General features: G+C 39.1%; 20 protein-coding genes. 11 read left to right on the top strand and 9 right to left on the bottom strand.

Annotated features, from left to right (window positions below; genetic code table 11):
- Positions 1–82 precede the first annotated feature (82 nt).
- Complete coding sequence (locus AC2IP4_RS06240) at positions 83–1,756, top strand: chitinase (protein WP_105054810.1); 1,674 nt, start codon at positions 83–85, stop codon at positions 1,754–1,756.
- A gap of 45 nt (positions 1,757–1,801) precedes the next feature.
- On the opposite strand, the gene AC2IP4_RS06235 is transcribed toward AC2IP4_RS06240, so the two are convergent.
- The 3 genes from AC2IP4_RS06235 to AC2IP4_RS06225 form a co-directional block, all read right to left on the bottom strand.
- Positions 1,802–2,473: a hypothetical protein gene (locus AC2IP4_RS06235; RefSeq protein ID WP_486310684.1), complete on the bottom strand. Its 672-nt coding sequence runs from the start codon at positions 2,471–2,473 to the stop codon at positions 1,802–1,804.
- A gap of 210 nt (positions 2,474–2,683) precedes the next feature.
- A complete protein-coding gene (locus AC2IP4_RS06230; protein WP_375322507.1) occupies positions 2,684–3,124 on the bottom strand; it encodes a hypothetical protein in 441 nt (146 codons plus the stop codon).
- Between the two features lie 153 nt (positions 3,125–3,277).
- Positions 3,278–4,837, bottom strand: coding sequence for a BCCT family transporter (locus AC2IP4_RS06225; RefSeq protein ID WP_375322508.1), 1,560 nt, complete (start codon positions 4,835–4,837; stop codon positions 3,278–3,280).
- A gap of 305 nt (positions 4,838–5,142) precedes the next feature.
- Here AC2IP4_RS06225 and AC2IP4_RS06220 point away from each other — a divergent pair, with 305 nt between their 5' ends.
- The 4 genes from AC2IP4_RS06220 to AC2IP4_RS06205 all read left to right on the top strand — a co-directional run bounded on the left by AC2IP4_RS06220 (position 5,143) and on the right by AC2IP4_RS06205 (position 8,098).
- Positions 5,143–5,532 carry a PepSY domain-containing protein gene (locus AC2IP4_RS06220; RefSeq protein WP_105054813.1) on the top strand — a complete coding sequence of 130 codons (390 nt, stop codon included), beginning with the start codon at positions 5,143–5,145 and terminating at the stop codon, positions 5,530–5,532.
- 35 nt (positions 5,533–5,567) lie between these two features.
- A complete protein-coding gene (locus AC2IP4_RS06215; protein ID WP_486306514.1) occupies positions 5,568–6,224 on the top strand; it encodes a response regulator transcription factor in 657 nt (218 codons plus the stop codon).
- A gap of 15 nt (positions 6,225–6,239) precedes the next feature.
- Complete coding sequence (locus AC2IP4_RS06210; RefSeq protein ID WP_375322510.1) at positions 6,240–7,604, top strand: ATP-binding protein; 1,365 nt, start codon at positions 6,240–6,242, stop codon at positions 7,602–7,604.
- A 311-nt stretch (positions 7,605–7,915) separates the two neighbouring features.
- On the top strand, positions 7,916–8,098 hold the full coding sequence (locus AC2IP4_RS06205; RefSeq protein WP_375322511.1) for a hypothetical protein: 183 nt from the start codon (positions 7,916–7,918) through the stop codon (positions 8,096–8,098).
- A gap of 280 nt (positions 8,099–8,378) precedes the next feature.
- Here the strand turns inward: AC2IP4_RS06205 and AC2IP4_RS06200 are convergent, their stop codons facing one another.
- The gene (locus AC2IP4_RS06200) at positions 8,379–10,421 is read right to left on the bottom strand and encodes a sensor histidine kinase (protein ID WP_375322512.1); all 2,043 of its coding nucleotides are present in this window, start codon (positions 10,419–10,421) and stop codon (positions 8,379–8,381) included.
- A complete protein-coding gene (locus AC2IP4_RS06195) occupies positions 10,418–11,836 on the bottom strand; it encodes a sigma-54-dependent transcriptional regulator (protein WP_375322513.1) in 1,419 nt (472 codons plus the stop codon). Before AC2IP4_RS06195 ends, AC2IP4_RS06200 begins: the two co-directional genes overlap by 4 nt.
- A gap of 283 nt (positions 11,837–12,119) precedes the next feature.
- Here AC2IP4_RS06195 and AC2IP4_RS06190 point away from each other — a divergent pair, with 283 nt between their 5' ends.
- The 6 genes from AC2IP4_RS06190 to AC2IP4_RS06165 all read left to right on the top strand — a co-directional run bounded on the left by AC2IP4_RS06190 (position 12,120) and on the right by AC2IP4_RS06165 (position 17,996).
- Positions 12,120–12,941 (top strand): ABC transporter substrate-binding protein, encoded by an 822-nt coding sequence (locus AC2IP4_RS06190; protein WP_486310683.1) that lies wholly within the window; start codon positions 12,120–12,122, stop codon positions 12,939–12,941.
- A gap of 3 nt (positions 12,942–12,944) precedes the next feature.
- Positions 12,945–13,643, top strand: coding sequence for an ABC transporter permease (locus AC2IP4_RS06185; protein WP_061011437.1), 699 nt, complete (start codon positions 12,945–12,947; stop codon positions 13,641–13,643).
- A 12-nt stretch (positions 13,644–13,655) separates the two neighbouring features.
- Positions 13,656–14,363 (top strand): energy-coupling factor ABC transporter ATP-binding protein, encoded by a 708-nt coding sequence (locus tag AC2IP4_RS06180; protein ID WP_486310682.1) that lies wholly within the window; start codon positions 13,656–13,658, stop codon positions 14,361–14,363.
- Positions 14,341–14,925: a molybdenum cofactor guanylyltransferase MobA gene (mobA, locus tag AC2IP4_RS06175; RefSeq protein ID WP_486306518.1), complete on the top strand. Its 585-nt coding sequence runs from the start codon at positions 14,341–14,343 to the stop codon at positions 14,923–14,925. The genes AC2IP4_RS06180 and mobA overlap by 23 nt, the downstream gene beginning before the upstream one ends.
- Positions 14,922–16,703 carry a bifunctional molybdopterin-guanine dinucleotide biosynthesis adaptor protein MobB/molybdopterin molybdotransferase MoeA gene (locus AC2IP4_RS06170; protein WP_486310681.1) on the top strand — a complete coding sequence of 594 codons (1,782 nt, stop codon included), beginning with the start codon at positions 14,922–14,924 and terminating at the stop codon, positions 16,701–16,703. Before mobA ends, AC2IP4_RS06170 begins: the two co-directional genes overlap by 4 nt.
- A 216-nt stretch (positions 16,704–16,919) precedes the next feature.
- Entirely contained in the window at positions 16,920–17,996 is a 1,077-nt protein-coding gene (locus tag AC2IP4_RS06165; protein WP_486310680.1) for a formylglycine-generating enzyme family protein, read from the top strand.
- 54 nt (positions 17,997–18,050) lie between these two features.
- Here the strand turns inward: AC2IP4_RS06165 and AC2IP4_RS06160 are convergent, their stop codons facing one another.
- The 4 genes from AC2IP4_RS06160 to AC2IP4_RS06145 form a co-directional block, all read right to left on the bottom strand.
- Positions 18,051–20,585, bottom strand: a complete 2,535-nt coding sequence (locus AC2IP4_RS06160) for a LysM peptidoglycan-binding domain-containing protein (RefSeq protein ID WP_486310679.1) — start codon at positions 20,583–20,585, stop codon at positions 18,051–18,053.
- Positions 20,586–20,600: 15 nt separating this feature from the next.
- Positions 20,601–21,194 (bottom strand): DUF4123 domain-containing protein, encoded by a 594-nt coding sequence (locus AC2IP4_RS06155; protein ID WP_105054824.1) that lies wholly within the window; start codon positions 21,192–21,194, stop codon positions 20,601–20,603.
- Positions 21,176–23,440: a type VI secretion system Vgr family protein gene (locus AC2IP4_RS06150; RefSeq protein ID WP_486310678.1), complete on the bottom strand. Its 2,265-nt coding sequence runs from the start codon at positions 23,438–23,440 to the stop codon at positions 21,176–21,178. The genes AC2IP4_RS06155 and AC2IP4_RS06150 overlap by 19 nt, the downstream gene beginning before the upstream one ends.
- Positions 23,441–23,516: 76 nt before the next feature.
- Complete coding sequence (locus AC2IP4_RS06145; RefSeq protein ID WP_375322521.1) at positions 23,517–24,035, bottom strand: Hcp family type VI secretion system effector; 519 nt, start codon at positions 24,033–24,035, stop codon at positions 23,517–23,519.
- Positions 24,036–24,188 lie beyond the last annotated feature (153 nt).

Here is a 24,188-nt window from a genome sequence, read left to right as displayed (position 1 = left end):
TCTCGATAACCAAATCTCATAAAAACTCTTATAGTTATTCCAACTTAATTTTATTTTAAAATTATCACAAGGAGCGTTAATAATGTTTAAACTTGCTTTATTACCAACACTACTCGCTTGTAGTTTTGCAGCTAACAGTACGACAATGAATCCTCAGCCCGATCCTGAAAACCCAACAGGCTATATTGTTACTCAAGCTGAAATTGATGCAGCTGAAGCCGCAAAGACAGCAGATCCAATGTATGATGTTTGGGCGAAAGCCTTAGCAACTCAACCTAACTCCGTTGTTGATGCCATTGATACTGGTTTAGCAACAAACCCTGCCAACGTAAAACGTGTTGAACGTGTTTTCCCTGCATCTGAATGGTTCTTTTTAACTCAGATGGCTGCTCCTGAATATTCTTATACTCGTTTTTTACAAGCAATTGGTAAATTCCCTGCTTTCTGTGGTGATTATACCGATGGGCGTGATGCTGATGCTATTTGTAAAAAATCGATTGTTACCGCATTTGCACACTTTTCTCAAGAAACTGGTGGCCATATTGCTGTAGACAATACATGGGATAACCCATTAGGACTTGAAGAATGGCAACAAGCTTTAGTACATGTTCGCGAAATGGGTTGGTCTGAAGGCCAAGAAGGCTACACCACAGGTTGTGGCCAAAACGATTGGCAAAACAAACGTTGGCCATGTGCGGCGGGACAAGGTTACTTTGGCCGTGGTGCAAAACAATTATCTTACCACTTTAACTACGGCGCTTTTTCTGAAGTGATGTATGACGGTGATGCGACAGTATTGCTAAATAATCCGGGGCTAGTCGCTGATTCTTGGTTAAACCTTGCCTCAGCTATTTGGTTCTTCTTAACACCACAAGCACCAAAACCTGCCATGCTTCATGTTATCGACCGCACTTGGACACCATCTCAACGTGAGACAGATGCCGGTATTGGGTATGGATTCGGTACAACGATTAATGTCATTAACGGTGGTATCGAATGTGGTGAACAAAATAAAGACAAAGGGCAACCTGTTAACCGTATTCGTTATTGGGAAGGACTATCGTCTCATTATCAAATCCCTGTTGAAGCAGATGAAGTAAACACCTGTTGGCAACAAACGCCTTACGGTAGTTTAAACCTAAATGGCGCGACAGATGTTCTTTACACTAACTGGGATGGTAACTGGAAATACTACCCAGATCGCCCAGAAGGCGCTTCATTCGAGTGTGAATTAGTTGGCTTCCAAACCGCATATTCCGCACTTGTACCTGGTGATTATGAGAAATGTGTAACTAACTTCTATGAATCACACGCTAACTGGCCTGCGACTCGTGTTGTTGAAACACTACCAACAGATCCATCTGAACCAACCGACCCGACAGATCCAACAAATACTTGGGATGCTGGCAAGGTTTACAACACGGGCGATCAAGTGGTTGTCGATGGTGTAACTTACCAAGCAAAATGGTGGAACCAAGGCGAAAACCCAGTAACAGGAACCACTGGCGTTTGGGAAGTAATCAGCGGGACTCCAACAACACCTGTCAGCCCTGCTCCAGTAGAACCGACACCACCAGCTCCTGTTGAACCTACACCAGTAGAGCCAACAGATCCATCATCTACATGGAATGCAACGGCAGCTTATAATACCGGTGATCAAGTGACGGTTAATGGCGTGACTTATCAAGCTCAGTGGTGGACTCAAGGTAACAGCCCTGAGACATCTGGCGAATGGGGAGTTTGGAAAAGGGTTTAAAAGACCGTAGAAACAATAATAGGCCGTATTAACGGCCTATTTCATTTAGAATAAATTAAGCAACACTGTTTCTTCCGCTTTAAAATCAAGTGTTATGTTTCCAACATGCTGAACTGGTATAGCCAAATCATTAGTTCCACTAATATTCGCTATAATATTACAGCTTTCATATGATGCCTGAAGCTCTTGAATGGTTTTGTTATATTGAGAGGTTAAATCAATAGATATAGACGGTGACACTTCTTGGCTAACGTATTCAGAATTATTCGGCGCTATATTTTCAACAAGAGCATTCTCGTTATAACAACTCAAAGAGCCAACATCTAACGTATAAGTATGATCTACAAAACCATCCCATGATACCGACACGATACTTATAGCCATCTTTCTCAATACTGAAATATTATTAATCGGCTCAGGAAGTCGGTCTATTGAACTATATCCAACTAAATTATCATTACGATACCAATTAAACTCATACATAGAGGCTGAAGTATCTAACGCTGTATATTGAAGAGACAAAGGATCACTTCTTGTAAGTAGAACACCATCCTGAAGAACTTCTACACGTTCAATATCCGAAATGAGCATTTCATAAGGAAATACAGGCGGCTTATATTCACTGTAAAAACTGCCACTTAACAACATACTATTATCATTATGCAAGTACATTGTGTATTTCAACTCCAATTGTGATACTGGATATGTACATGTCATTTCTTGCTCATTACTACAATAACCATAAGGAGGTTCGGCCACATCGAAGATTTTACAAACAAGAACATCACATTTCATTTACATAAATGATACCGAATGATAGTTGTCGCAATTTTATGTTTTAATAAAAATATTCTGCGAGTAATTTCATTGTTATTCATTAAATATCGATTTATATAATTGACTTATTTAAAAACATCGAATAACAAATTAATCTACGATCCTAGTCTGAGCTAATTTTAGATATGAATGAAGTTCATCATTTTTGTATTCGATGGCAGAATGAATATTGATGCAAGAATTCGCAACAACAACAAAGTCGTATTGGTTTTCACCTTTAAATATTGATACGTACAATAAGCCATCAACTAGCTCCCAATGCCCTACTGTTTTTAATCTATCAAACAACGTAAACTCAGTTAGACTCCCAGTCGCTTTAAAAATAAGCTCTGTAATGTAACCTGCAGTACATGATTTAATCCAATTAGACTCGTCTATTTCTTCAAGTGAAAAATCACGTTTCTCAGAAAGCCATTTATCATACTGTTTTATTTGTATATCGGCTAGTGGTTGGCAGCCACCTTCTATGATTGGTCTTCCTTCTGTCTCTCTAAGAAATAACTGCTGTAAAATAGCGGCTTTATTTTTCATTCTTACCTCACCCTATAAGCTTGTTCAAAACCTATAGCTGTTTTATCACACTAACTGGTGCGTCATCTACCTACTGAGTCTAAATAGCAGGCATTAAAAAAGGCTTACCACAATTTCTGCGATAAGCCTTTCATTCAATATTATATCTAGCTGTTATGCCGTCGCTGTTTTCTGGCTAACCGCTTCAGACTGGTTGCTTTCTTGCTCTACTTTTTTCATTCGTAATACAGCTATCGGTGCTGAAATAAACGTAAAACCTAGTAAGACTGATACAGGAACCGCCGTGATTACAATGAAAGATTGCAGCGCATTTAGTCCACCATCTCCAGCAATCAATAGTACACCAGCAACCACACCCATCATTAACGCCCAAAATAGACGTTGGAAACGTGATGGTTTATCTGTCCCTTCAACGGCCATTGCAATTGAATACGCCATCGAATCACCCGTGGTAGCAACAAACGTTGTCGTCAGTACTAAGAATGCAGGAATTAATAACCAACTTAGTGGTAACTGCTCCAATGATGCTAATAGTACTGCAGGTAATCCAGCTTCTTGTAACGGACCAGAAATACTACCAGGCGTTTGCAACTCAAGGAAAATACCAGTGCCACCTAACGCAGAGAACCAAAAGTTTGTCGCAATAGGTGCAATAATTGCGACCGTAATTACAAGTTCACGAATACTGCGACCTTTAGAAATACGAGCAATGAAAATAGCCATCATTGGTGCAAAACCAATAAACCAACCCCAGAAGAACCATGTCCACCACGAATTCCATACTGGATCAGCAGTGCTTAAACTCATTTCTGGAAGGTGTTGAATATAGTTACCAAAAGCCAGACCAAACTCAGTGAAAATAAAGCTTGTTGGGCCTAATACCAAAATAGCAACTAATAAAGTAACCGCACCAATAACATTCATTCGGCTTAACCACTGTAAGCCCTTGTCCATCCCACTGAAGGCTGAAACTGAATAAATAGCAACTATTATCGATAAAAGACCGATTTGGCTCATCAGCGAACTTTCAAGCCCTGTGAGCACAGTTAGACTATAGCTAAGCTGCGTTGCTAAGAAACCAATCGGACCAATAGTACCTGCTGCAACTGCTATAATTGAACAAGCATCAATTAGTGAACCTAACCAATGATTTTCAAGTTTCGTCCCTAAAATCGGGTATAACAACGCACGAGGACGTAATTTAACACCACAGTTATAGTGTGCATACATTAATACAATCGTACTGAGTGTTCCCAACACAGCCCATGCTAGAAAACCCCAATGCAAAAAACTTTGGCTTAATGCTGGAGTTACCGCAGCAAGAGTGCCACTTTTAACGTCTGAGAAAGTTGGAGAAGGTGTGATGAAGTGAAAGATAGGTTCTGCGGCTGACCAAAAAACGCCACCGCCAGCAAGTAAGGTACACATGATCATTGCGACCCATTTAAACGTACCGAACGTTGGTTTTTCTTCACCACCCATTTTGATTTTGCCGTAGCTGCTCATCGCGATGATAAGAGCTAGAACAAATGTGATGATCATTAACCACTGCCACCACAAACCAAACATTGTCGATGCAGACATGAATACAGTTTGAATCGTTGCAGTAAATGTTGAGAGATCAACAAGAGCAAAGAGAAGAAATAAAAGGATGAAACCTATAGTAAGTGTTGGAACTAGTTTATCGCTATTTTCATTGCTATTTTTAAACATGGGTATCCCACTTGATGCGTGAGGTATGGGACTCTAGCAGTTTGAAAAACGTAAAACCAGTGAAATATTTTTAAAAAAGGCAAAAAAACAGTCAAATAATTATGATTTCAATCACAAAAAATAACATTTATCGATTAAAATCAACATCTTACAAATAACACTATCAAATGCCACAATCACTCACAATAATTTACACATTTATCAAAATAACTCATTATTGGTAGGCCTTTTAAAAGGTAAATTCATGTTCTATTCATCTTCATTGTTTTATACTGCATCATGTATTGACTTAACTAGGAAGCATCATGCTTAGAAAATCTGCTTTATACCTAGCAACCCTTTTTTCCTTGTTTTCAGTTTCTCAACATGCTTTTGCTGATGAACATCAAAATGGACACAAATTAATCCTTGATGTCCCTCAAAATGAAGCTCGAATCGAAATTGAAGAAGATCAAGATGAAGTCTACGATGCTGTCCAAGCTGGATTAGTGAAACCATTCTCAGAGTTATACGCCATGGTTGATAATGATTTTCATGGGCGCATTATTAAAGTTGAGTTGGAGGAAGATGACGATGAATGGACTTATGAGTTAAAACTTGTTCATGATAATAACGTGATTAAAGTTGAATACAACGCAACAACCTTAGCAATTACTGAGATCAAGGGACGTGATATTCGTTCAGCCTTGAAATAACAATCCCTGCATAATCACTAGAGATAAAAATTATAATGAAAATTTTAGTTGTAGAAGATGAACCTCGTCTAGGCGAACAAATTATAGAAACATTAGAAAGTGCAGATTGGGTTCCTGAATTATCTCAAGATGGTATAGATGCACTATATCGAGCAACAACAGAAGAATGGGATGCCATTATTTTAGATCTTGGCCTACCTAAATTAAACGGCTTAACCGTATTAAAAAGTATTCGTGACGAAAACATTAATACGCCTGTTATTATTTTAAGTGCACGTGACACGCTATCTCAACGTGTTGAAGGCTTAAATGCCGGAGCGGATGATTATTTAACTAAACCATTTGAAATGGTCGAGTTGATCGCCCGTATTCGTGCTCAGTTACGTCGAGCATCAGGAAACGCATCCCCTATTCTCAAAATTGGCGACTTAAGTCTAGATACCAGAAGCTCAAAAGTGTTATGGAAAGAGCAAGCCGTTAGTCTTACCGCATTAGAATATAAAGTTATTGCCTATTTTATGCACAACCCTGAAAAGGTAATCTCAAGAACCACTTTAGTTGAACATATTTATAAGCAAGATTTTGATCGTGACTCAAACACCGTTGAAGTTTTCATTGGTCGAATTCGTAAGAAAATTGCCCCTAATATAATAAAAACGGTTCGCGGTCTTGGTTATCAATTAAACCCTTAAAATAAAAGGTCTACTGTGAAAAGAGCACCTAGACACCTAAAAGGTACGTTCAAAAAATTGAGTTTAAAAAGCCGCTTGCTTCTTGCTGCGGCTTTTTGGCTATCTGCCATGATCTTAGCTGCAGGTATTGGTATTCCAAAATTAGTCAGTGACTATTTAGTTCAAGATGAGAAAGATCAGCTCTCTCTTTCTATGGACGAAATTACAGCTAATATAGAAGTGAATAGTAAGGGAGTTCTCACCATGCCCTCTCTTTTATCCGATCCTCGTTTCAATCAGCCTTACAGTGGCCTTTACTGGACAGCCAGTACAAAAAAAACAGAACTACGCTCTCGTTCCTTATGGGATAAAAAGCTCACATTCGAAAAAGATACATTGCACCTTAATCCTAAGGTCAAAGGAGCGAATAATGAAAAGCTCATTTATATTCAAAAGGAAATTTATCTTCCTGAAATAAAAAATCCAGTAACAATTACTATCGGTATTGATGAAGATCCGCTAGAAAAGACATTACAACAACTCACAGGTCAGCTTTGGGTCATTCTTGGTTTATTATTTAGTGGGGTATTATTTCTAATCGGAATTCAAGTCAGTTGGTCACTTCGCCCTTTAGTACGAATGCAAGCAGAGTTAGTAATGCTACGTAAAGGCGAACAAAAGAGTTTAAGTCAACATTACCCTCAGGAGATCTCCCCTTTAGTCTCAGATCTCAATGCACTGCTATTCCATTATCAAGAACTGCTTGAACGAGCTCGTAACCATGCAGGCAACTTATCCCACTCACTTAAAACCCCATTATCGGTATTAAAAAACGAGTTATCTTATTTAACAGACGAAGAAAAAAACCGCCTTTCAGTGCCAATAAAACAATTGCAAGAACACATTGACTATCATCTTGGTCGTGCTCGAATGGCCGGAGCAATGAACATTCTTTCTGTCGCTACATCACCTTCTGAGCGCATCGATGCAATATCAATGGCATTCGATAAAGTCTACGCAGAACGTGAAATTTTATTAATTAATGAACTTGATACAGAATCAAAAATAACTGTCGATAAAACCGATCTCGATGAAATGCTAGGTAACTTACTTGAGAATAGCTATAAATGGACACACTCGATGATCCGAGTTCATTCCTCTATCCCTATTAATAACCAAATAAGCATTATTATTGAAGATGACGGGCACGGAATTCCAAAAGAAGAATTCGAACACGTTTTAAAGCGAGGATTTCGTTTAGATGAATCGACACCAGGTACAGGGCTTGGTTTACACATAGTTAATGAGATGGCACACAGTTATCGAGGTTCATTAGCATTAGATAAGAGCTCAATGGGTGGCTTAAAAGCGACACTGACCTTCCCTTTGGTACAAGATTAGTTTGTCTACTTCATCATAGCTTAATACACCTAACCATACTTGCTTAGTATGGTTATTTTTACCCACATCTCTGCCTCCAAATTATATTAATAGATTAACTTGGAACGAAAATACATAGAGGGGGATTAAGATATAGTGATAAATTTATTCATATTAAGTTAATACCATTGAAGAAAACTAAGGTGTTTTTTTAATAATATACTTTCTTTTATTTTATAAATCTTAAATTCCATTTTTACCTGTAGCACATATTAAATGTAAGACTTATGGTTAAAGAGACATTACGTCATTTGTAGCTAAGGAGAAAGTAAATGAAAGTGCTCATTCAATACATTCAAACTGGTGTTTATAAGGATCATGCTTGGGAGGCTTCAAGTGTACGTTTAAAAGGTCAGCTTCATGCTGTAACGCCTTCTTACGCAGCCCAACTTATCGAACAAAGCAAAGCGCAATTACATACAGATCAAACTGATAGCATTGTAATCATTGACTAATATAGTGATGCGAGAGATTGGTTAGAACTTTAGAATAAGAGTAAATAAAGAAAAGATAAATAGAGGAAAAAGGAAAGCCACACGTCTCAGAATGTGGCTTAATTTGGTACTGTTCGGGGTCATAACCGGACGACCTAACTATCTAATAAGACTGACTAAATTTCAACATTTTTCGATAACATTACGGTCAAAAAACAGACAAAAAACACGCTATTCAGCATTTTTGTGAGGGGGGTAACATTTCCGCCCCTCTTTTTCCTAAATAGATACGGTTTACTTTCTAACCAACCAAATTATTATACTGGTGATGCTCAGATTTGGTCGGTAAATAAATAATAAACGTTGACCCTTCCCCAAGCTGGGAGCGTGCTTTTATTTCTCCTCCCGTTTGACTGAGTAAACTTTGGGATACAGAAAGCCCAAGTCCTGTTCCATCACGCTTAGTCGTATAGAACGGATCAAATATTCGATTCAATTGTTCTGCATTTATTCCAGAGCCAAAGTCTTCAATCTCAATAATTGCACCAAGCTCAATCTCTTCTTCATACCAAGTTCTACTGCGAATAATTAACTTACCTTTGCTGTTCATTGCATGAATGCCATTCATTTGTAAATTAACTAGAACTTGCAGTAAATGGTGTCGATTTACTTCAACTTTTGGCGGTTGCTCAAAATCAAACTCAACTTCAATATCACGCTTATGTGAACCAGTTCGAACTAAAGTGACACTCTCTTCAATAATCGGATTGATGTATTGCCATGTCACCTCATCTTGAATGCCACCCTGTCGACTGTATTGCAATAAACTGCGGGTGATATTACGAATACGATCAATCTGCTCCATTATTGCATCGAGTTCTTCAGAAATAACATGAGCACCGTCACCGAGCTCATACTTAATCAGCTCAGCATTACCAAGAATAACCGCCGTTGGATTATTGATTTCATGAGCAATACCTGCGGTTAACTCACCTAAAGACGCCAGCTTTTCACTCATCACAAGTTTATCTTGTGCTTGTTTCAATAATTTAATGTACTGCTCAAGCTCAACCGTCTTTTCATGCAAACTGGAGGTACGAGATTCAACTTTAGATTCTAATTCTTTAGAAGCACTTTGAATCTCTATATTTCGTTGTTGCAATTGATCCAACATATTATCAAATTGCTGTGCAAGACTAGCTAATTCATGCCCATTATCTAGCCCTAAATCCCCAATTCGCCTTTCTTTTCCAAGCTGAACTGATTTCACCACATAATGAATTTTTTCAATTGGTTGAAAAAGATCTCTTGCTCCACGATGCACAAAAATAGTCGATAGTAATAGAGTGATGAGTATTGTCACCCCAGCTTCCACTAAATTCTGCAAGTATTGCTTAAGTAACGGCCACTCTAAATATCCGGTATACAACATACCTATGACTTTATTATCCATGTCTTTTATTGGTTGATACGCAGAGATATACCAATCGTTGTAAACATAGGCTCGGTTAGTCCAACGTTCTCCATTTTCAACCACTATTTTGTTAACTTCTGGGGAAACTGTGGTTCCTATTGCTCGCCCTTGATTAAGCGATTTATTTGCAAAATCATTATGTAACGGGACATTAGTACTAATGCGTAAATCATCTAAAAACAGAGTAACAGTACCGTAATTATCTGCGGGTAAGTCTCCCTCAGGGTAAATAAGATCTCGAATCCTATCAACTAAGAGAGTGCTATTATTAAGAATAATACCGCTATCAACTATCCACGCTAAATCCCCTTCTTTATCAAAAATAGGAATTAGCGTTCTACTCACTAAACCACGCTTTTCTATGCTGCCGTCTTTCTTATTAATCACTTGAACCTGAGTGCTCAACTGGGGATTAATATTATACAAATCCTTATTCGTCATTACCTGAAAAAAAGTACGAGAGATCCCTAAGGATAAGGCTTTAACTGATGACTCAGGAAGGTGCTTACTATAAGAAACAGGATGAACAACAATGAAATCAGAATTATAATTATCTGCTTGATGCTCAGCCCAATATTGAAGAGCTGGATCATTATCTTTCAATCTTATTTGAAATTGATATGACTCAACAAAACTACGAAGCTCTGCCTCTTGCTCTTGTTGTAAAAAATCAATGCTATTCTCTGCAACTGATAATTTACTGCCAACATCATTAAGTGCGTTTTGCCACGTATAATGCACAGACCAAAACGCAGTAATAATAACTAAAGCGAGTAAAGTTAAAAACAAAGGAACGGAGTTTAACCATAGCAAGCGATATCTCACCATGGTTTTTACTCTGCGTTTCCATAAAAGAGGAGATAACATCATGCGACCTCTTCACTCCACTCTTTAAATTTTCTCTCTAAAGTTTTACGAGCAACACCTAACTGCCTTGCTGCCGCTGACTTGTTCCCGTCATGCAAGTCAACAACCGTAATTATGTGCTTCTTTTCAACTTCTTTTAATGTCCACTGCTCAGGATATTCATCCATCTCTGGCATGCAAGTACATTCCGTTGGTTCTTGATTTAAAATCTGCGCTTGATTAGGTGATTGATGCAATGGCGTATCACCTTGTAAACTAGACCAATGCTCTACTGGTGGCTTTCCTAGTAAGATACAACGCTCAATCATGTTTTTAAGTTCACGAATATTACCAGGCCAATCATAATGAGCCATCGCGACGATATCTTCGTGTGCCCAATGAATAGGCTTTAATCCCATCTCTTTCGCTATCATGTGCGAGAAATGCTCAGTTAAACAGGCTAAATCGGCTTTACGTTCACGTAATGCAGGCAGAGAAACCGTTAATACGTTTAAGCGATAAAATAAATCTTTTCTAAAATTACCCTTTTCAACTTCTTCTAGTAAATTACGGTTAGTTGCGGCAACAATACGAACATCAACGGGGATCTCTTTTTCAGATCCAACAGGTCGAATGGCTTTCTGCTCTAACGCTCGAAGTAATGATGATTGCATCCCAATTGGCATTTCACCAATTTCATCTAAAAATAGAGTTCCACCGTTAGCAACTCTAAATAGCCCTTCCCGACTTTTTTTGGCTCCCGTAAATGCACCAGATGTATGGCCAAACAATTCACTTTCTAAAAGATCTGGGGCAATAGCACCACAGTTAAGAGGAACAAACGGACCATTTCGATTACTTAATTGATGTAAACCACGTGCAACCAACTCTTTACCCGTGCCAGATTCCCCTTCAATTAACACCGCTGCATTTGATGGTGCAAGTTGAGCGACCATTTGTTTTAGTTGTAAGGTTTTATCTGCATTACCAATGATCTCTATTGGATTATTCTTTTCAATTTCTCTTTGCAATGCAAAATTAGTACGTTCAACAAGGCGACGATCCATACAACGCCTCACTGCTTGCAACATGTTTTCTAAATTAAATGGTTTTAAAATAAAATCAGCCGCACCTAAACGAAGCGCTTGGATCGCGGTATCTAACTCTGCGTATCCCGTCATAAATATAACGTCGTAGTTTCGAGAGTCACAAGCAATACTCTCTTGCCACTCTAATCCCGTTTGACCCGGTAAATTAATATCTAAAATAATAAGATCAAGATGGTGAGATTGACGGATAGCTTCTGCATCTTCAATAGTTCCCGCGGTATGAACTTGACCGAATTGTTTGCTTAATGCTTTTTTAAGTATGGTTTGCATACCTATTTCATCATCAACAACAAGAACTGAGAATGCGTGCCAATCTGATTTCGCGACCATAATGTTTCCTAATTAAGAGTACTGACAGGGGGTTGTGGGTCAAAATGTCCTAATTATTCTAACCTGTATTCTACAAAATGTATCCTTTCTAATGAGACATTTTGTCCTAGTCACATTTTTTGTAAGGTTTTTATGGCAGAATGCCATTCAATTATTTATATATCATTGTTTTATAGATAAAAGCATCAATGCAAATTTTGGCATAGTGATTGCTTTAATGCCAATGAGTCTATTCGTTTGAGACATTTACTAACGATATTACCTTTCATTACATGGATATAACATGAACAATAAAATCAGTACATTTTCAGTTATGGCTACACTGGCTCTTGGTTCTTTTTCTGCAACCAACGTATATGCAGATGATGCTAGTATCGTTCGTCTTGCAACGACAACAAGTACTTACCACTCTGGTTTACTTGATTACCTATTGCCTGAATTTAAAAAAGATTCTGGCTACGAAGTTCAAGTATTGGCAGCGGGCACAGGTAAAGCGCTAAAAATGGGCGAAAATGGTGATGTTGATTTAGTAATGACTCACGCCCCTAAAGCGGAAGCAAACTTTGTTGAAAAAGGTTATGGCGTTGCTCCAAAAGCATTAATGTATAACGATTTTGTTCTAGTTGGTCCTAAAGCCGATCCTGCACACATTCACGGCATGAAAGACGTGACTGCGGCATTCAAGAACATGGCGGAATCAGACGTTACTTTCGTTTCTCGCGGTGACGACTCTGGCACAAACAAAAAAGAATTGATTTTATGGTCTCAAGCTAAGATTGAACCAAACTTTGGTGGCTACAAAGCCGTTGGCCAAGGTATGGGACCAACATTGAACATGACTTCTGAGCTACAAGCCTACACATTAACAGACCGTGGTACTTGGCTAGCTTACCAAAACAAACTTGATCTTGAGATCATGGTTGAGGGCGATAAACGTCTATTTAACCCATACCAAGTAATCCTAATTAACCCTGAACGTTACAACAACTTAAACACCAAAGGTGCGCAAGTATTTAGTGACTGGTTAGTTAGCGATAAAGGCCAAGCAATGATCAACAGCTTTAAACTAAACGGTAAACAACTATTTACTGCGGACGCTAAATAATTCATGAGTATATTAGCCACCTCTCACGAAGCAATTCAATTACTGTTCAGTGGTGATACGGCATTATGGAGCATCGTTGGTGTTTCATTTTCTGTGTCATTATTTGCAATGGCGGTTGTATTACTCCCTGCTTTATTACTGGCATTTGCGCTTGCTTATGGCTCGTTTCCGGGACGGTGGCTGCTGCTCTCTATTATTAATACCTTACAATCAGTACCTACCGTCGTTATCGGTTTATTGTTGTATATGATGCTTTCTCGCTCAGGACCTCTGGGAGATTGGCAGCTACTATTTACGCAAGAAGCAATGGTCATTGGCCAAATGTTTATCTGCTTCCCTATCATGGTTGCCATGATGCACGGCGCATTTCAACACAGTGATCGCCGAGTATGGGAAACCGCATTTACACTCGGCGCTTCATTACCGCGTGCTTTTGGTAGCTTAATCTGGGAAACTCGATTCCCTATCCTAGCCGCCGTTATTGCTGGATTTTCTCGGATTATTACAGAAGTCGGCTGCTCGATGATGGTCGGTGGCAACATCTTTAATGCTACACGAAATATTCCAACCGCAATCGCTATGGAAAGCCAAAAAGGTGCGTTTGCTCAAGGGGTTGCCCTTGGTATGGTGCTATTAATCTTAGCGCTAGTGTTAAACTTTTTACTCTCTATCACTCGTGGTAAAGGGTATTTACGTACTTAGTAGGCATAAAAAATGACAATAAGAATTACTGCCGATAATCTATCGATGCGATTCAATGATCGTGTGCTTTTCCACATCCCGCATTTGTCATTAGGGCCAAAAGAATCAGTCTATTTGCGTGGCGCTAATGGTGTGGGTAAAACAACACTGCTTAAGATTTTATCTGGTTTACAAACCCCGACGGCAGGTAAGCTCAACCTTAATCAACCCCATTGGACTGCACGCTTATTTGGTCGCTCAGGTAATAACCAAATTGTGTACCTTCATCAAAACCCATTTTTATTTGATGGTACCGTTTTCGATAATATTATTTATGGTATGAAGTACACCACCATGAATAAACTTGAAAAACGTAATATGGTGATCAATGCGCTACGCATGGTAGGCCTTGAGACCTTAGCTGACGAACATATTTCTGTTTTATCTGGTGGTGAAAAACAACGTGTCGCTATGGCACGAGCTTGGGTGCTAAAACCTTCTATACTGCTAATGGACGAGCCAAGTGCCAGTGTTGACCAAGAATCCATCGATTTATTGGTTATTATGGCGAAAGATCTCCTTGAACGTGGCTCTAGCATTGTCGTCACCAGTCACCAAACCAACGCATTAACTGAAATTTGTCATCGTCAATGGACCATTTCAGACGCAAAGCTGATAGAATCAACCCCATTAAAAGTGATCGTTAGCAAGGATAAATATGCTCCAGCCAAAGCAAACTAGTTGGGTAATTTTAGCGGGTGGACAAGCTCGTCGTATGGGCGGTAAAGATAAAGGGTTTGTTCTATTTCAAGATAAACCGTTAATTGAGCACGCTTTAGATACATTAGCACCTCAAACTGACCAGATTGCCATCAATGCTAACCGCAGTACTGAAGAATACTCACGTTACGCGGTCACCTTTCCAGATCAGTTTAGCGATTACCCAGGGCCATTGGCAGGAATGCATTCTGGTTTAATCAATATGAATTCTGATTGGGTTGGTTTTATTCCTTGTGACTCCCCTAACTTACCTGACAACCTTGTTGCTTTATTGTGTGATGCGGTAAAAGAAGACACTGATATTGTGGTCGCTCATGATGGCGAATACATGCAACCAGTTGTCACTTTAATGCATAAACGTATCATTCCTAAAATTGATGCTTTCTTAGCGCGCGGTGATAGAAAAATCATTCTATTATACAAAGAGTGTAATACTGTTTTTGCTGATTTCTCTGCTTACCCAAATGCTTTTATCAATTTGAATAGCCCTCAAGAACTTGAACAATTTGGAGCTTTATTATGAGCTTAACGACTGCGTCTATCCCACTATTGGGTTTTGCTGCTTATAGCGGCACAGGTAAAACGACATTACTAGAAAAGCTATTACCAAAACTGAATGAAATGGGACTAAAAGTCGCAGTCATCAAACACGCTCATCACAATTTTGATATCGACCAAGAAGGTAAAGACAGCTACCGTTTGCGTAAAGCCGGTGCAAGCCAAATGTTGATCAGCTCTCGTTTTCGTAATGCATTAATTACGGAAACACCTGATGAAGAAACCACCTGTCAGCAACTCATCAATAAGTTAGATCAAACTGAACTTGATTTGATTCTTATTGAAGGCTTTAAACAACTGCCATACACCAAGATTGAATTGCACCGTGATGAAGTCGGTAAGCCGTGGATCTTCCCTGAAGATGACAACATTATTGCGATTGCCTCTGATTCCAAAGCCGAATCAGGACTGCCGCAAATGGACATCCATGATACCGATGCTATCACTGCGTTCATTGTTGACTACGTAAAACAGCATCAGCATAAACAACAAAGTTATTTATCCGCTAATTGTGATGAATTATCCCCTGCGTTTTTATCTGTTAGCCAAGGCAGAGCTAAGATTTTAGAGGCCATCACACCACTAGATTCCCAAAGTGATGTTTCTTTAATTGAATCCATTAACGCATTAGCTGCTCAAGATATTTTATCGCCGATCAATGTTCCTCAACATAATAATTCAGCAATGGATGGCTATGTGATTTGTGGTGATGATTTAGAGCGCGAAAGCTACACCGTCGTTGCTGAGATCATGGCAGGTCACAGTTACGATCGCCCTCTTCAACATGGTGAAGCCGCAAAAATCATGACGGGTGCATCAGTGCCTAAAAATGGTAATACCGTGATCATGCGTGAACAAGCAATTCAAGAAGGCAATCAAGTTCGCTTTGATGCAGGAAAATCTGGCATTCGTAAAGGCCAAAACGTTCGTCTAGCAGGTGAAGATCTTGCTATCGACCAAACCTGTGTGGCTAAAGGTTCACGTATTACAGCTCCTGAAGTCGGTATGCTCGCTTCTTTAGGCATTGCTTCTATTCCTGTTATTTCAAAAACAAAAGTTGCTATATTCTCTACTGGTGATGAAGTTCAAGCACCGGGTGAAGCACAAAAAACCAACTCTATTTACGACTCAAATCGCTTCACGTTAACAGCATTATTGCAGAAGATCGGTTGTGAAGTGATTGATTTCGGTATCATTGAAGACAGTGAAGCCGCTTTAGAATCAACGCTTTCTCAAGCATCACAACAGGCAGATATGATCTTATCTTCTGGTGGTGTGTCGGTTGGTGATGCCGATTACATCAAAACGATCTTAGATAAACTGGGCAATATTAACTTCTGGCGTATCAATATGCGTCCTGGTCGTCCTCTTGCCTTTGGCCATATTGGTGACACGCCTTTCTTTGGTTTACCGGGCAACCCAGTTGCAGTAATGGTGGCGTTCTTACAATTTGTTGAACCTGCATTACGTAAACTTCAAGGCGAAGATGACTGGAAACCTGAGACTTTTACGGCAATTGCAAAAGAATTTATTCGCTCTCGCACTGGCCGAACTGAATACAGCCGTGGCATTTACTCGATTAACCAAAATGGTCAAATGGAAGTGGTAACTACAGGTAAACAAGGCTCTGGGATTTTACGTTCAATGAGTGAAGCCAACTGCTTAATTGAAGTGCAACCTGAAGTCGAGTCGGTGGATATTGGTCAGAAAGTGACAATTATTCCGTTGGGGTCAAGAGTTTAAAGCACTTGAATAACTTAAAATAACGCTAAATTTAGCCTCACTTTTGTGGGGCTTTTTCTTATAAGGCTACATAAAAAAACAATATCTGCATGGCACAAACTTCACTCTTATCACTCCCCGTAAACACTGAACAAATATCACATTTTACTTCCTGTTACACCTTCAATGAAAATACTAAATAGTTTAAAATAGAGGCATAAATTATAAGGAAGAATTATGAAAAACAAATGGTTAGGATTTGCTTGCTTACTACCATTATTAAGCGGCTGCAACGATGCAAACTCCTCTATTAGTGCATCAAGTGACACGGTATCAAAACAACAAATTGATACCATTATTACCAACATCAATAAGCAGTACCCTGATGCATCCAATGAATTAAAACAAAATGCATTAAACACCGCGGTTCGTGCTATTGAGAATCTCGTGTTCGTAAAAGGTGGTAGTTTTGAAATGGGGGATTTTGGCTCCCCTTGTGAAATTCCAAGTGGGACCGTAAACCGAATTGATTGGTCACCCAATGTACAGTGTCTAAGCTCACCATTCAGTACCACCACTGGTGCAGATTACCTACATAAAGTAACACTTAATTCTTATTCTATGTCTAAATATGAAACCAGTTTTATGGATATGGAATGGATGCGACAACTTAGTAACTTACCTGTCGCAGATAATAAATGGGATGGCTATCGCATATTAGAAGGAGAAATTGTTCAACGAAATTCAAAAGAATATGAAGAACTAATTAGCCATAATATCAATACAGCCGCAAAAACAAAAAATTGGCAAGAAGCAAAAGATTATTGTCAATGGTTAGGGAATGTCACCACCTTGCCTTTTGACTTACCAACCGAGGCACAATGGGAGTATGCTGCGCGAAGTCGAGGTGAAAAACGCTACTTCGCAACAAATACAGGTTACTTGCAATTTAAAAATAGTTACTACATAGAATTAAATAGCGGTAAAAACATTCAGTATACAGAAAGCGAAGTCAATGCAGATATCTATGATAGTGAAAAAGAAATTGGATTGTGGCCAGAAAACCCATTAGGTATAAGCGGTATGAATAATAATATAAGTGAGTGGGTCAATGATTGGTTCTCTGCTGAGTATTATTTAGAATCACCTGAAAATAATCCGAAGGGCCCCAAAATAGGTAAAGAAAAAGTAATGCGAGACGCTGTTGGTACTACAATGACATTTTCTCGAATTCCAATGACTCCAGAAAAAAGCTCATATTCTGTTAGATCTAGTTTCCGTTGCTCCCTCCAACAAATATCCCCCGCGACTTAATTACCCCTGATATAAAAAGGCCTACGAAATTACTGTAGGCCTTAGTTGAATTTATTATGTATAGCGTAACTCACTAGAATTATTAAGCATAGCAATCTGTTGGGTTACTTGGGCTTTTTTACGCTCAAAAAGCTCGCCAGTTCTAGCCTCAAATGGCACTGTACTACTCGCAACCTGAAGATTACCTTCAGCTAACTGGTAAACCCAATAATTAAATTCTCGTTGTTGTTCATTGTCTAGAATTGTATTAATGCGTTTTAAATTTTTAAACAATTCAGCGTCTCCGCCAACTTTGTCTCCATTATCATTTATCCGCGATAAAATTTCTTCAAACTTTCGCCAGTTATACGTCGTCTTTTTCAATAACTCACAAATAGCCGTTTCTTGCTTCTCATTCATGCTATCCCAAAACTCTTCTACCAAAGTATTCAGCATCATGCCAACAACTTCTGGTAATAATTGTTCTGGGTGGACCCCACTATACACACTTTTATCCATAATTCGTTCGGCTAAATAGTCAGCTTCACTCTTACGTTCAAGATACGCCATTCTTTTTTTCCATATAGTAGAGATTGCATCATCACCTAATTCAATCATTTTTTGAAGCGCCTGATATGGATCTTGAATAGCTTCATTGGAAAAAGCTAAATAACTTGCTCGGATTAAATATTGATATGCCACATCATCAATGTTTTTTAACATTCGATAATCTATGTACTGCAACCCTTGCCAAATAATTTGAGTTACGTTCCAAAACTCTCTACCATCTAATGCTGCGCCAAAGCTTCCACTCCCACCAACACCCCACACTAATCGACCTGAGCATATTAAACAGAACTTTCCTTCTTTTAAGCTCAACTGAAAATCAGCACCAGCACCTAAACCTGCGGCAACATTACCCTCAACTTTAATTTCTGCCAACGTTGCAAAATCTAACGTATTGTTCTTTTCTGGTGCTAACCACTCAACACCACCAGATAATTGCCCACCAGCTTGCGCACCTGCAAACCCTTCAGCCTTAAACCCAACCTGTCCTTTCGGTGAATTACCAAAACCGACTCTCGGTGTGAATAACATCCCAACGCTACCATCACCTCTAGGTGGTGCTTTTTTATTATTTATTTGCGCCCCAACAGAAGCCATTCCACCAACAAATGCACTCAGTAATAAACACCCTTTTGTTCTAAAACAACCAAACGAGTACGTTGCGTCTTTCCCATTTGCATCTTTATAATTTAATGTGACAGGGTAACCACTTTCATAAGGTAAAAATGAATCAATTTTAACCGACCCTTCAACCAAAGAAACGCTAGCTTCTGCACCAAAACCAACATCTACGTCACCGGTTTGGGGTTTAATGTCAGCCTTAAAAGCGGCTTGAGCTCCCCAACGTAATAACTGAGCATCTTGACTGATGGCAAAACGAGTTTCTCCCTCTTCAGTTAAAATATGTTGCGCCGCTTTAAATTCTAACCAATGCCCACCATCGGCTTTCCATTCTTGAAATTTAATCTCCAGTGGTATGCCATTACTTAACTTACTCTTGATATCATTTTGAATATCTTCTTTCACAGCTCTAGCAAAACCAGCTTTATCATTATTTTCAATGGCCGCCATGGTTTTTGAACGATTTTTTATTGGTCTCCAACGTCCTTTATTTTCAGCTTTCTCTTGCTCAATAAATTCACTTCTCAGATAAAGATATCTGTTATGGCGCATAGAGTAGACTTCAACGATATGCTGCTTCACTTTTGGATTAATTAGCTGCTTACCAATTGAGTTAAAGTTATCCAGATTCACTGACTGTTTATTGGGAGCTTCTGGTTTTTTAGGTGATTTATCCAAGCTCTGCCAATACGAAATCTCATCTTCAATTTTTGCTAATACTTTTCTTTTGAGTACCTCAACAGAGTCGTCATCTAAAAACCATGATTCATCATAATTAGTGACAATACGTTTTCGCTTATCTAACGCTTTTAATTTATCTAATACTCGTTGTTGATTCTCATCATTCTTTTTTTCTGTACCGCCACCAAAAGCTGACGCTACTTTCCGACCTATCTTTGCTTCTGTTGATTCAACCAAACAAATCGCACCTGCATTACTTGCGTCATTTAGCCACACTTGTCTCTTTTTCGCGTGCTGCTCTACTTGTTGTTTAGTAACATTTTTGCCTTGAGGGGTTTCTTTTAAAAGTGTTGCATAACCTTCTAGCAAGGAGTCCATACACTTCGCTTCTTCATCCATGTATTGAATAGATTTTTCATCTAAACAATAGAAATCAGTCATTGCTTCACCAGTAACAAATACAACATCATGCACTTCTTTGGCTTCACATTCTGGTGCAGCCATTAATGTGCATGTTTCCGCTGTGGGGCGTACTTTTGAAATAGGTTCGACGGTGTTGGTTTGCTCTACCTCTTCATCCTCCCCTTCCTCAGGCAGACGAATACTGTCACCCACATGAATTAAATCAGGGTTAGGTTGATATTTTGGGTTCAGTTCAAGTAACGTGGTAAAAGGAACATCATTATCAATGGCAATTTTAAGCAACGTATCACCGCTCTGAACAATATAAGATTGGCTCATGGTGTTAACACTCCTTTACCATTGAGTTGAGATGGATTGCATGGACGCAAAATGCTGTTCAGTCATTGTCCATTGATAATCAGAAAACGGAGGGGTTATAGCAACAGGTACTGAAACAGTAAGCCATGATTTATTAAACCACGTTATTTTAGTCACCGACCCGAAATAGTCTCGACGATCTGTATCAGACATAGATGCCACTAAAGGCAATAATCCTCTTGGATCGTAATAGCGTAAAAATACCTCTCCATTGCCCTTTTTAACTACTAACGCATTACGTAATGAATACATTAATTCACTGCTGTTAGTTGTGTTCTCTGTATAAAGCAACGCACCACAATGCGCTGAACTCATTTTATCAACACAGGCATTTAATAATGGTTGAGAGTGCGATAAATCAATAACAATAGGTCCATTTTTTATCGCATTAAACTGCGTCGCTTTAAATAGCTCAAACGTATTTAATTCCTCAACGTATAGACTCAGCTCCGCATGCCATTCAGGCCATAACTCTGATTCAATTAATGCGTAAATATTTTCTGATGAGTTAAGTAATGGTGTTTCAACAGTATCAATTCGCCATTCACTGTTTAGCTGTGCAGTTGACATACGCCCCCCTTACCACATTGGCATAACTCTTTCATTAATGAACCTTCTTCAACCATTTCACTGTACGCCGCAGAGTTCATCACAGGCTTAGTCGATGCTAATGGAGACATTGAGAAGGCACGAGGAGGGTTTATACTCGCACTGGTATTCTGACCTTGAGCAGCACTAGGATTAATCGCAACACTTGCGCCAACTAAAGCCACTGAGCCTGCACCATCGACAGTAACGTCTGAGCCATATAAGGTTATCGTTCCATTATTTTTTAGAATAAAACCTGAGCTTCCCACTTTTGCACTGATCTCATCAGCACTGATTATGGTATGATCTCCATCAGATTTAATAGAAGCATTACTTCCAACTTCTACCGTGAGATTTTTACCTACAGTTAATGTATCGTCGGCACTAATATCACGACTCATTGACCCCATAGTTATCGTGCTTTGTTCACCCTTAATCGTCAGATCATCATTTTTACCCACTGAACTTTTTCGGTTTTCGTAGATTTTTAAGGCTTGATCAACGGCCACGCTCTTTTCTATATTGGCGTTGTATTTAACGTTTACATCTTGTTCAACCGTTTCTGTAAACGTTTGGTGAGTGGTTGATGTTTTATGACCTTCGATGGTTTCTTTTCTGTCTTGATTTATTTCATTAATTTGATTACGCCCAACCTCTAACTCTTCATCATTACCAATGGTTCTGAATCGATTATTAAGAACATCCGTTCTCATGTCTTTTTGAGCATGAAAATAGACTTCTTCTTGATTGGCTTCGTCTTCAAACGACATTTCGTTATAACCTTCCCCTTTATGGGTTTGGGTACGAAACACCGTTTTGGTTTTATGCTCTGGCAAGGCGTATGGTGGCGTGTTCAGCCCGTTATATACAGCACCTGTCACTAAAGGTCTGTCTGGGTCACCTTCTAAGAACGTAACCACCACTTCATGCCCTATTCTTGGTAAATACACCGCGCCCCATGTAGGAGCTGCCATCGATTGACTCACTCGTAACCAACAACCTGAATTCTCATCATTGTTACCATATCGGTCCCAGTGAAATTGAACCTTAATGCGCCCCATTGGATCGGTATATATTTCTTCGCCTGCAGGGCCTACGACCATTGCGGTTTGAGGACCATCAACCACAGGGGCTGATAGTTTATTTGCTTTATATTCAACATCACGAGGAATACAAGTAAACTGGTTTTGATACGTTGTTGGCAGCTCGCTTGACTCTTCTTCATGCACACGAGGATCATACCCACTGTGCGTTACAGAGGTTAATATATAATCTCTATTTATCGTGCTTCTAGGGTGTTTTGTTAGGTTAAAGCTATAACCTGCAATTAAACGCATTATATTACTTTCAGCGTCAATTTGATGATTATCAACCTGATGATCGGCTATCAAGTAATTACTGCGCTGTTGGCCCTGTTCAATTTCTCCGTAACGTCCCGGATAATCAAAAAATGCTAAATCGTTATCGCGCTCACCCTGTTGTTGAACGTGCTGTGGGATACGAGGCTGCTCGTAGTTATAATCAGTTTGAGTGACATGACCAGTACGTACACGATTATAAGCACTTAATTCAAAGATATGCTCTCTATCAGAATTCCCGCCACCATCCGATTGATAAACCAATGGGCCAACATAAGAAGCATTCAATGGAGTACTAACTAACTCTGGAATCGCATCATTTTTATCGACAATCACCATAGTATGATTACTTGCAGTATGCTCAAAGTAATACCATAGGCCATGCTCTGCCAATAAACGCTGAACAAAATGACTGTCAGTTTCTCGATATTGAAGTAGGTAATCTTGGTTTGGATAGGAATTAAATAACTCAAAGCGATAATCAGTTACCGATGCGTCATCAAGCACTTCAGTTAAGATATCGACAATCGATTTATCTTGAAAAATACGGCAATCTTGTCGTTGAGTCAAAAACCATAATTGAGGGACAAGTGTTATTTGATAGCGAGAGAAGCGGCGTCCTTCACCTAAATAACGGACTTCATGAATCACACCGTGAAATAAACGTCCTACATCCATTCCTTGCCCCAACACCGTTAACAATGCAGGCTTTCGACTTAATACGTCAAACTCTATATCAGGATTCAATGATAATAGCGACAGGGTTACCTTAAATGGTTGAGAGACTTCTTCAACCACATTAAAACTCTCAACTCGAAACTCATGCTGTGTGCCGAGGACTTCAAACTTAAACTCTACCTCTTTACTCATTATGTACACCTGATAGATATGACGACAAATAGGGCCAAAATAAGGCCCTAGCTTTTATAAATAGTTTGCGAAGTGATTATGCTTCGCGCGGCGTACGCCAATCATCGTTACCCCCAGTACCACATGTTTCGTGAGTTACTTCAATTGCACGGTAAGTAAATTTAAGAACTTCTTCAGTTACACGATCAGACGTTGCTGCATCTTGGCAATGAGCCATACGAGTTTGCATATCAACTAATAACGCATCAATAAGCTTAATTGTGTAGTAATGCTCTTGCTTACCAGAAGTCGAAGTACGGTAGAAGTTAATGCTACATTCAGGCAGTTTCTCACCAGAGACTAAAGCGTTAAATAGTAGTGGAGAACAGCGATCTTGCTGTTTAGTTACGATCACTGGGCGGTGAACACGTTGACCAGTAGGTTGACCACTTTGAGGGTCACGAGGAACAGTTAGTACATGGTCAAGCTCTTGAACAAGAAACTCATCAACATGTGCTTCTTGCCATACGTTACCTACTGAATCTGCAGAGTAAGCATCTTTAGTAATATCGCCTTGAGTTTGGCCTTTAATTGACATATAAGCTGGAGTTGGCATCGCTTTATTCCTTAATAATTGAATTCGATTTAGAATCGTGAACCTCACGAGTTAAATTCAATAGAGCAATTAGGATGCCAAAAATAAAACCCAACAAATACAATAAATTAAGAATTTCATGATTTATAAGAACAATAAATAAAAACAACTTCT

The organism is Aliivibrio thorii (genome assembly GCF_057368585.1).
The sequence above is the reverse complement of the archived record's forward strand: the minus strand, read 5'-3'. Positions and strand labels throughout refer to the sequence as shown.

What these genes read in the sequence shown, in the direction of transcription:
- AC2IP4_RS06240 (WP_105054810.1), top strand. Translation starts at nt 83, where the DNA reads ATGTTTAAACTTGCTTTATTACCAACACTACTCGCTTGTAGTTTTGCA.
- AC2IP4_RS06235 (WP_486310684.1), bottom strand. Translation starts at nt 2,473, where the DNA reads ATGACATGTACATATCCAGTATCACAATTGGAGTTGAAATACACAATG.
- AC2IP4_RS06230 (WP_375322507.1), bottom strand. Translation starts at nt 3,124, where the DNA reads ATGAAAAATAAAGCCGCTATTTTACAGCAGTTATTTCTTAGAGAGACA.
- AC2IP4_RS06225 (WP_375322508.1), bottom strand. Translation starts at nt 4,837, where the DNA reads ATGTTTAAAAATAGCAATGAAAATAGCGATAAACTAGTTCCAACACTT.
- AC2IP4_RS06220 (WP_105054813.1), top strand. Translation starts at nt 5,143, where the DNA reads ATGCTTAGAAAATCTGCTTTATACCTAGCAACCCTTTTTTCCTTGTTT.
- AC2IP4_RS06215 (WP_486306514.1), top strand. Translation starts at nt 5,568, where the DNA reads ATGAAAATTTTAGTTGTAGAAGATGAACCTCGTCTAGGCGAACAAATT.
- AC2IP4_RS06205 (WP_375322511.1), top strand. Translation starts at nt 7,916, where the DNA reads ATGAAAGTGCTCATTCAATACATTCAAACTGGTGTTTATAAGGATCAT.
- AC2IP4_RS06200 (WP_375322512.1), bottom strand. Translation starts at nt 10,421, where the DNA reads ATGATGTTATCTCCTCTTTTATGGAAACGCAGAGTAAAAACCATGGTG.
- AC2IP4_RS06195 (WP_375322513.1), bottom strand. Translation starts at nt 11,836, where the DNA reads ATGGTCGCGAAATCAGATTGGCACGCATTCTCAGTTCTTGTTGTTGAT.
- AC2IP4_RS06190 (WP_486310683.1), top strand. Translation starts at nt 12,120, where the DNA reads ATGAACAATAAAATCAGTACATTTTCAGTTATGGCTACACTGGCTCTT.
- AC2IP4_RS06185 (WP_061011437.1), top strand. Translation starts at nt 12,945, where the DNA reads ATGAGTATATTAGCCACCTCTCACGAAGCAATTCAATTACTGTTCAGT.
- AC2IP4_RS06180 (WP_486310682.1), top strand. Translation starts at nt 13,656, where the DNA reads ATGACAATAAGAATTACTGCCGATAATCTATCGATGCGATTCAATGAT.
- mobA (WP_486306518.1), top strand. Translation starts at nt 14,341, where the DNA reads ATGCTCCAGCCAAAGCAAACTAGTTGGGTAATTTTAGCGGGTGGACAA.
- AC2IP4_RS06170 (WP_486310681.1), top strand. Translation starts at nt 14,922, where the DNA reads ATGAGCTTAACGACTGCGTCTATCCCACTATTGGGTTTTGCTGCTTAT.
- AC2IP4_RS06165 (WP_486310680.1), top strand. Translation starts at nt 16,920, where the DNA reads ATGAAAAACAAATGGTTAGGATTTGCTTGCTTACTACCATTATTAAGC.
- AC2IP4_RS06160 (WP_486310679.1), bottom strand. Translation starts at nt 20,585, where the DNA reads ATGAGCCAATCTTATATTGTTCAGAGCGGTGATACGTTGCTTAAAATT.
- AC2IP4_RS06155 (WP_105054824.1), bottom strand. Translation starts at nt 21,194, where the DNA reads ATGTCAACTGCACAGCTAAACAGTGAATGGCGAATTGATACTGTTGAA.
- AC2IP4_RS06150 (WP_486310678.1), bottom strand. Translation starts at nt 23,440, where the DNA reads ATGAGTAAAGAGGTAGAGTTTAAGTTTGAAGTCCTCGGCACACAGCAT.
- AC2IP4_RS06145 (WP_375322521.1), bottom strand. Translation starts at nt 24,035, where the DNA reads ATGCCAACTCCAGCTTATATGTCAATTAAAGGCCAAACTCAAGGCGAT.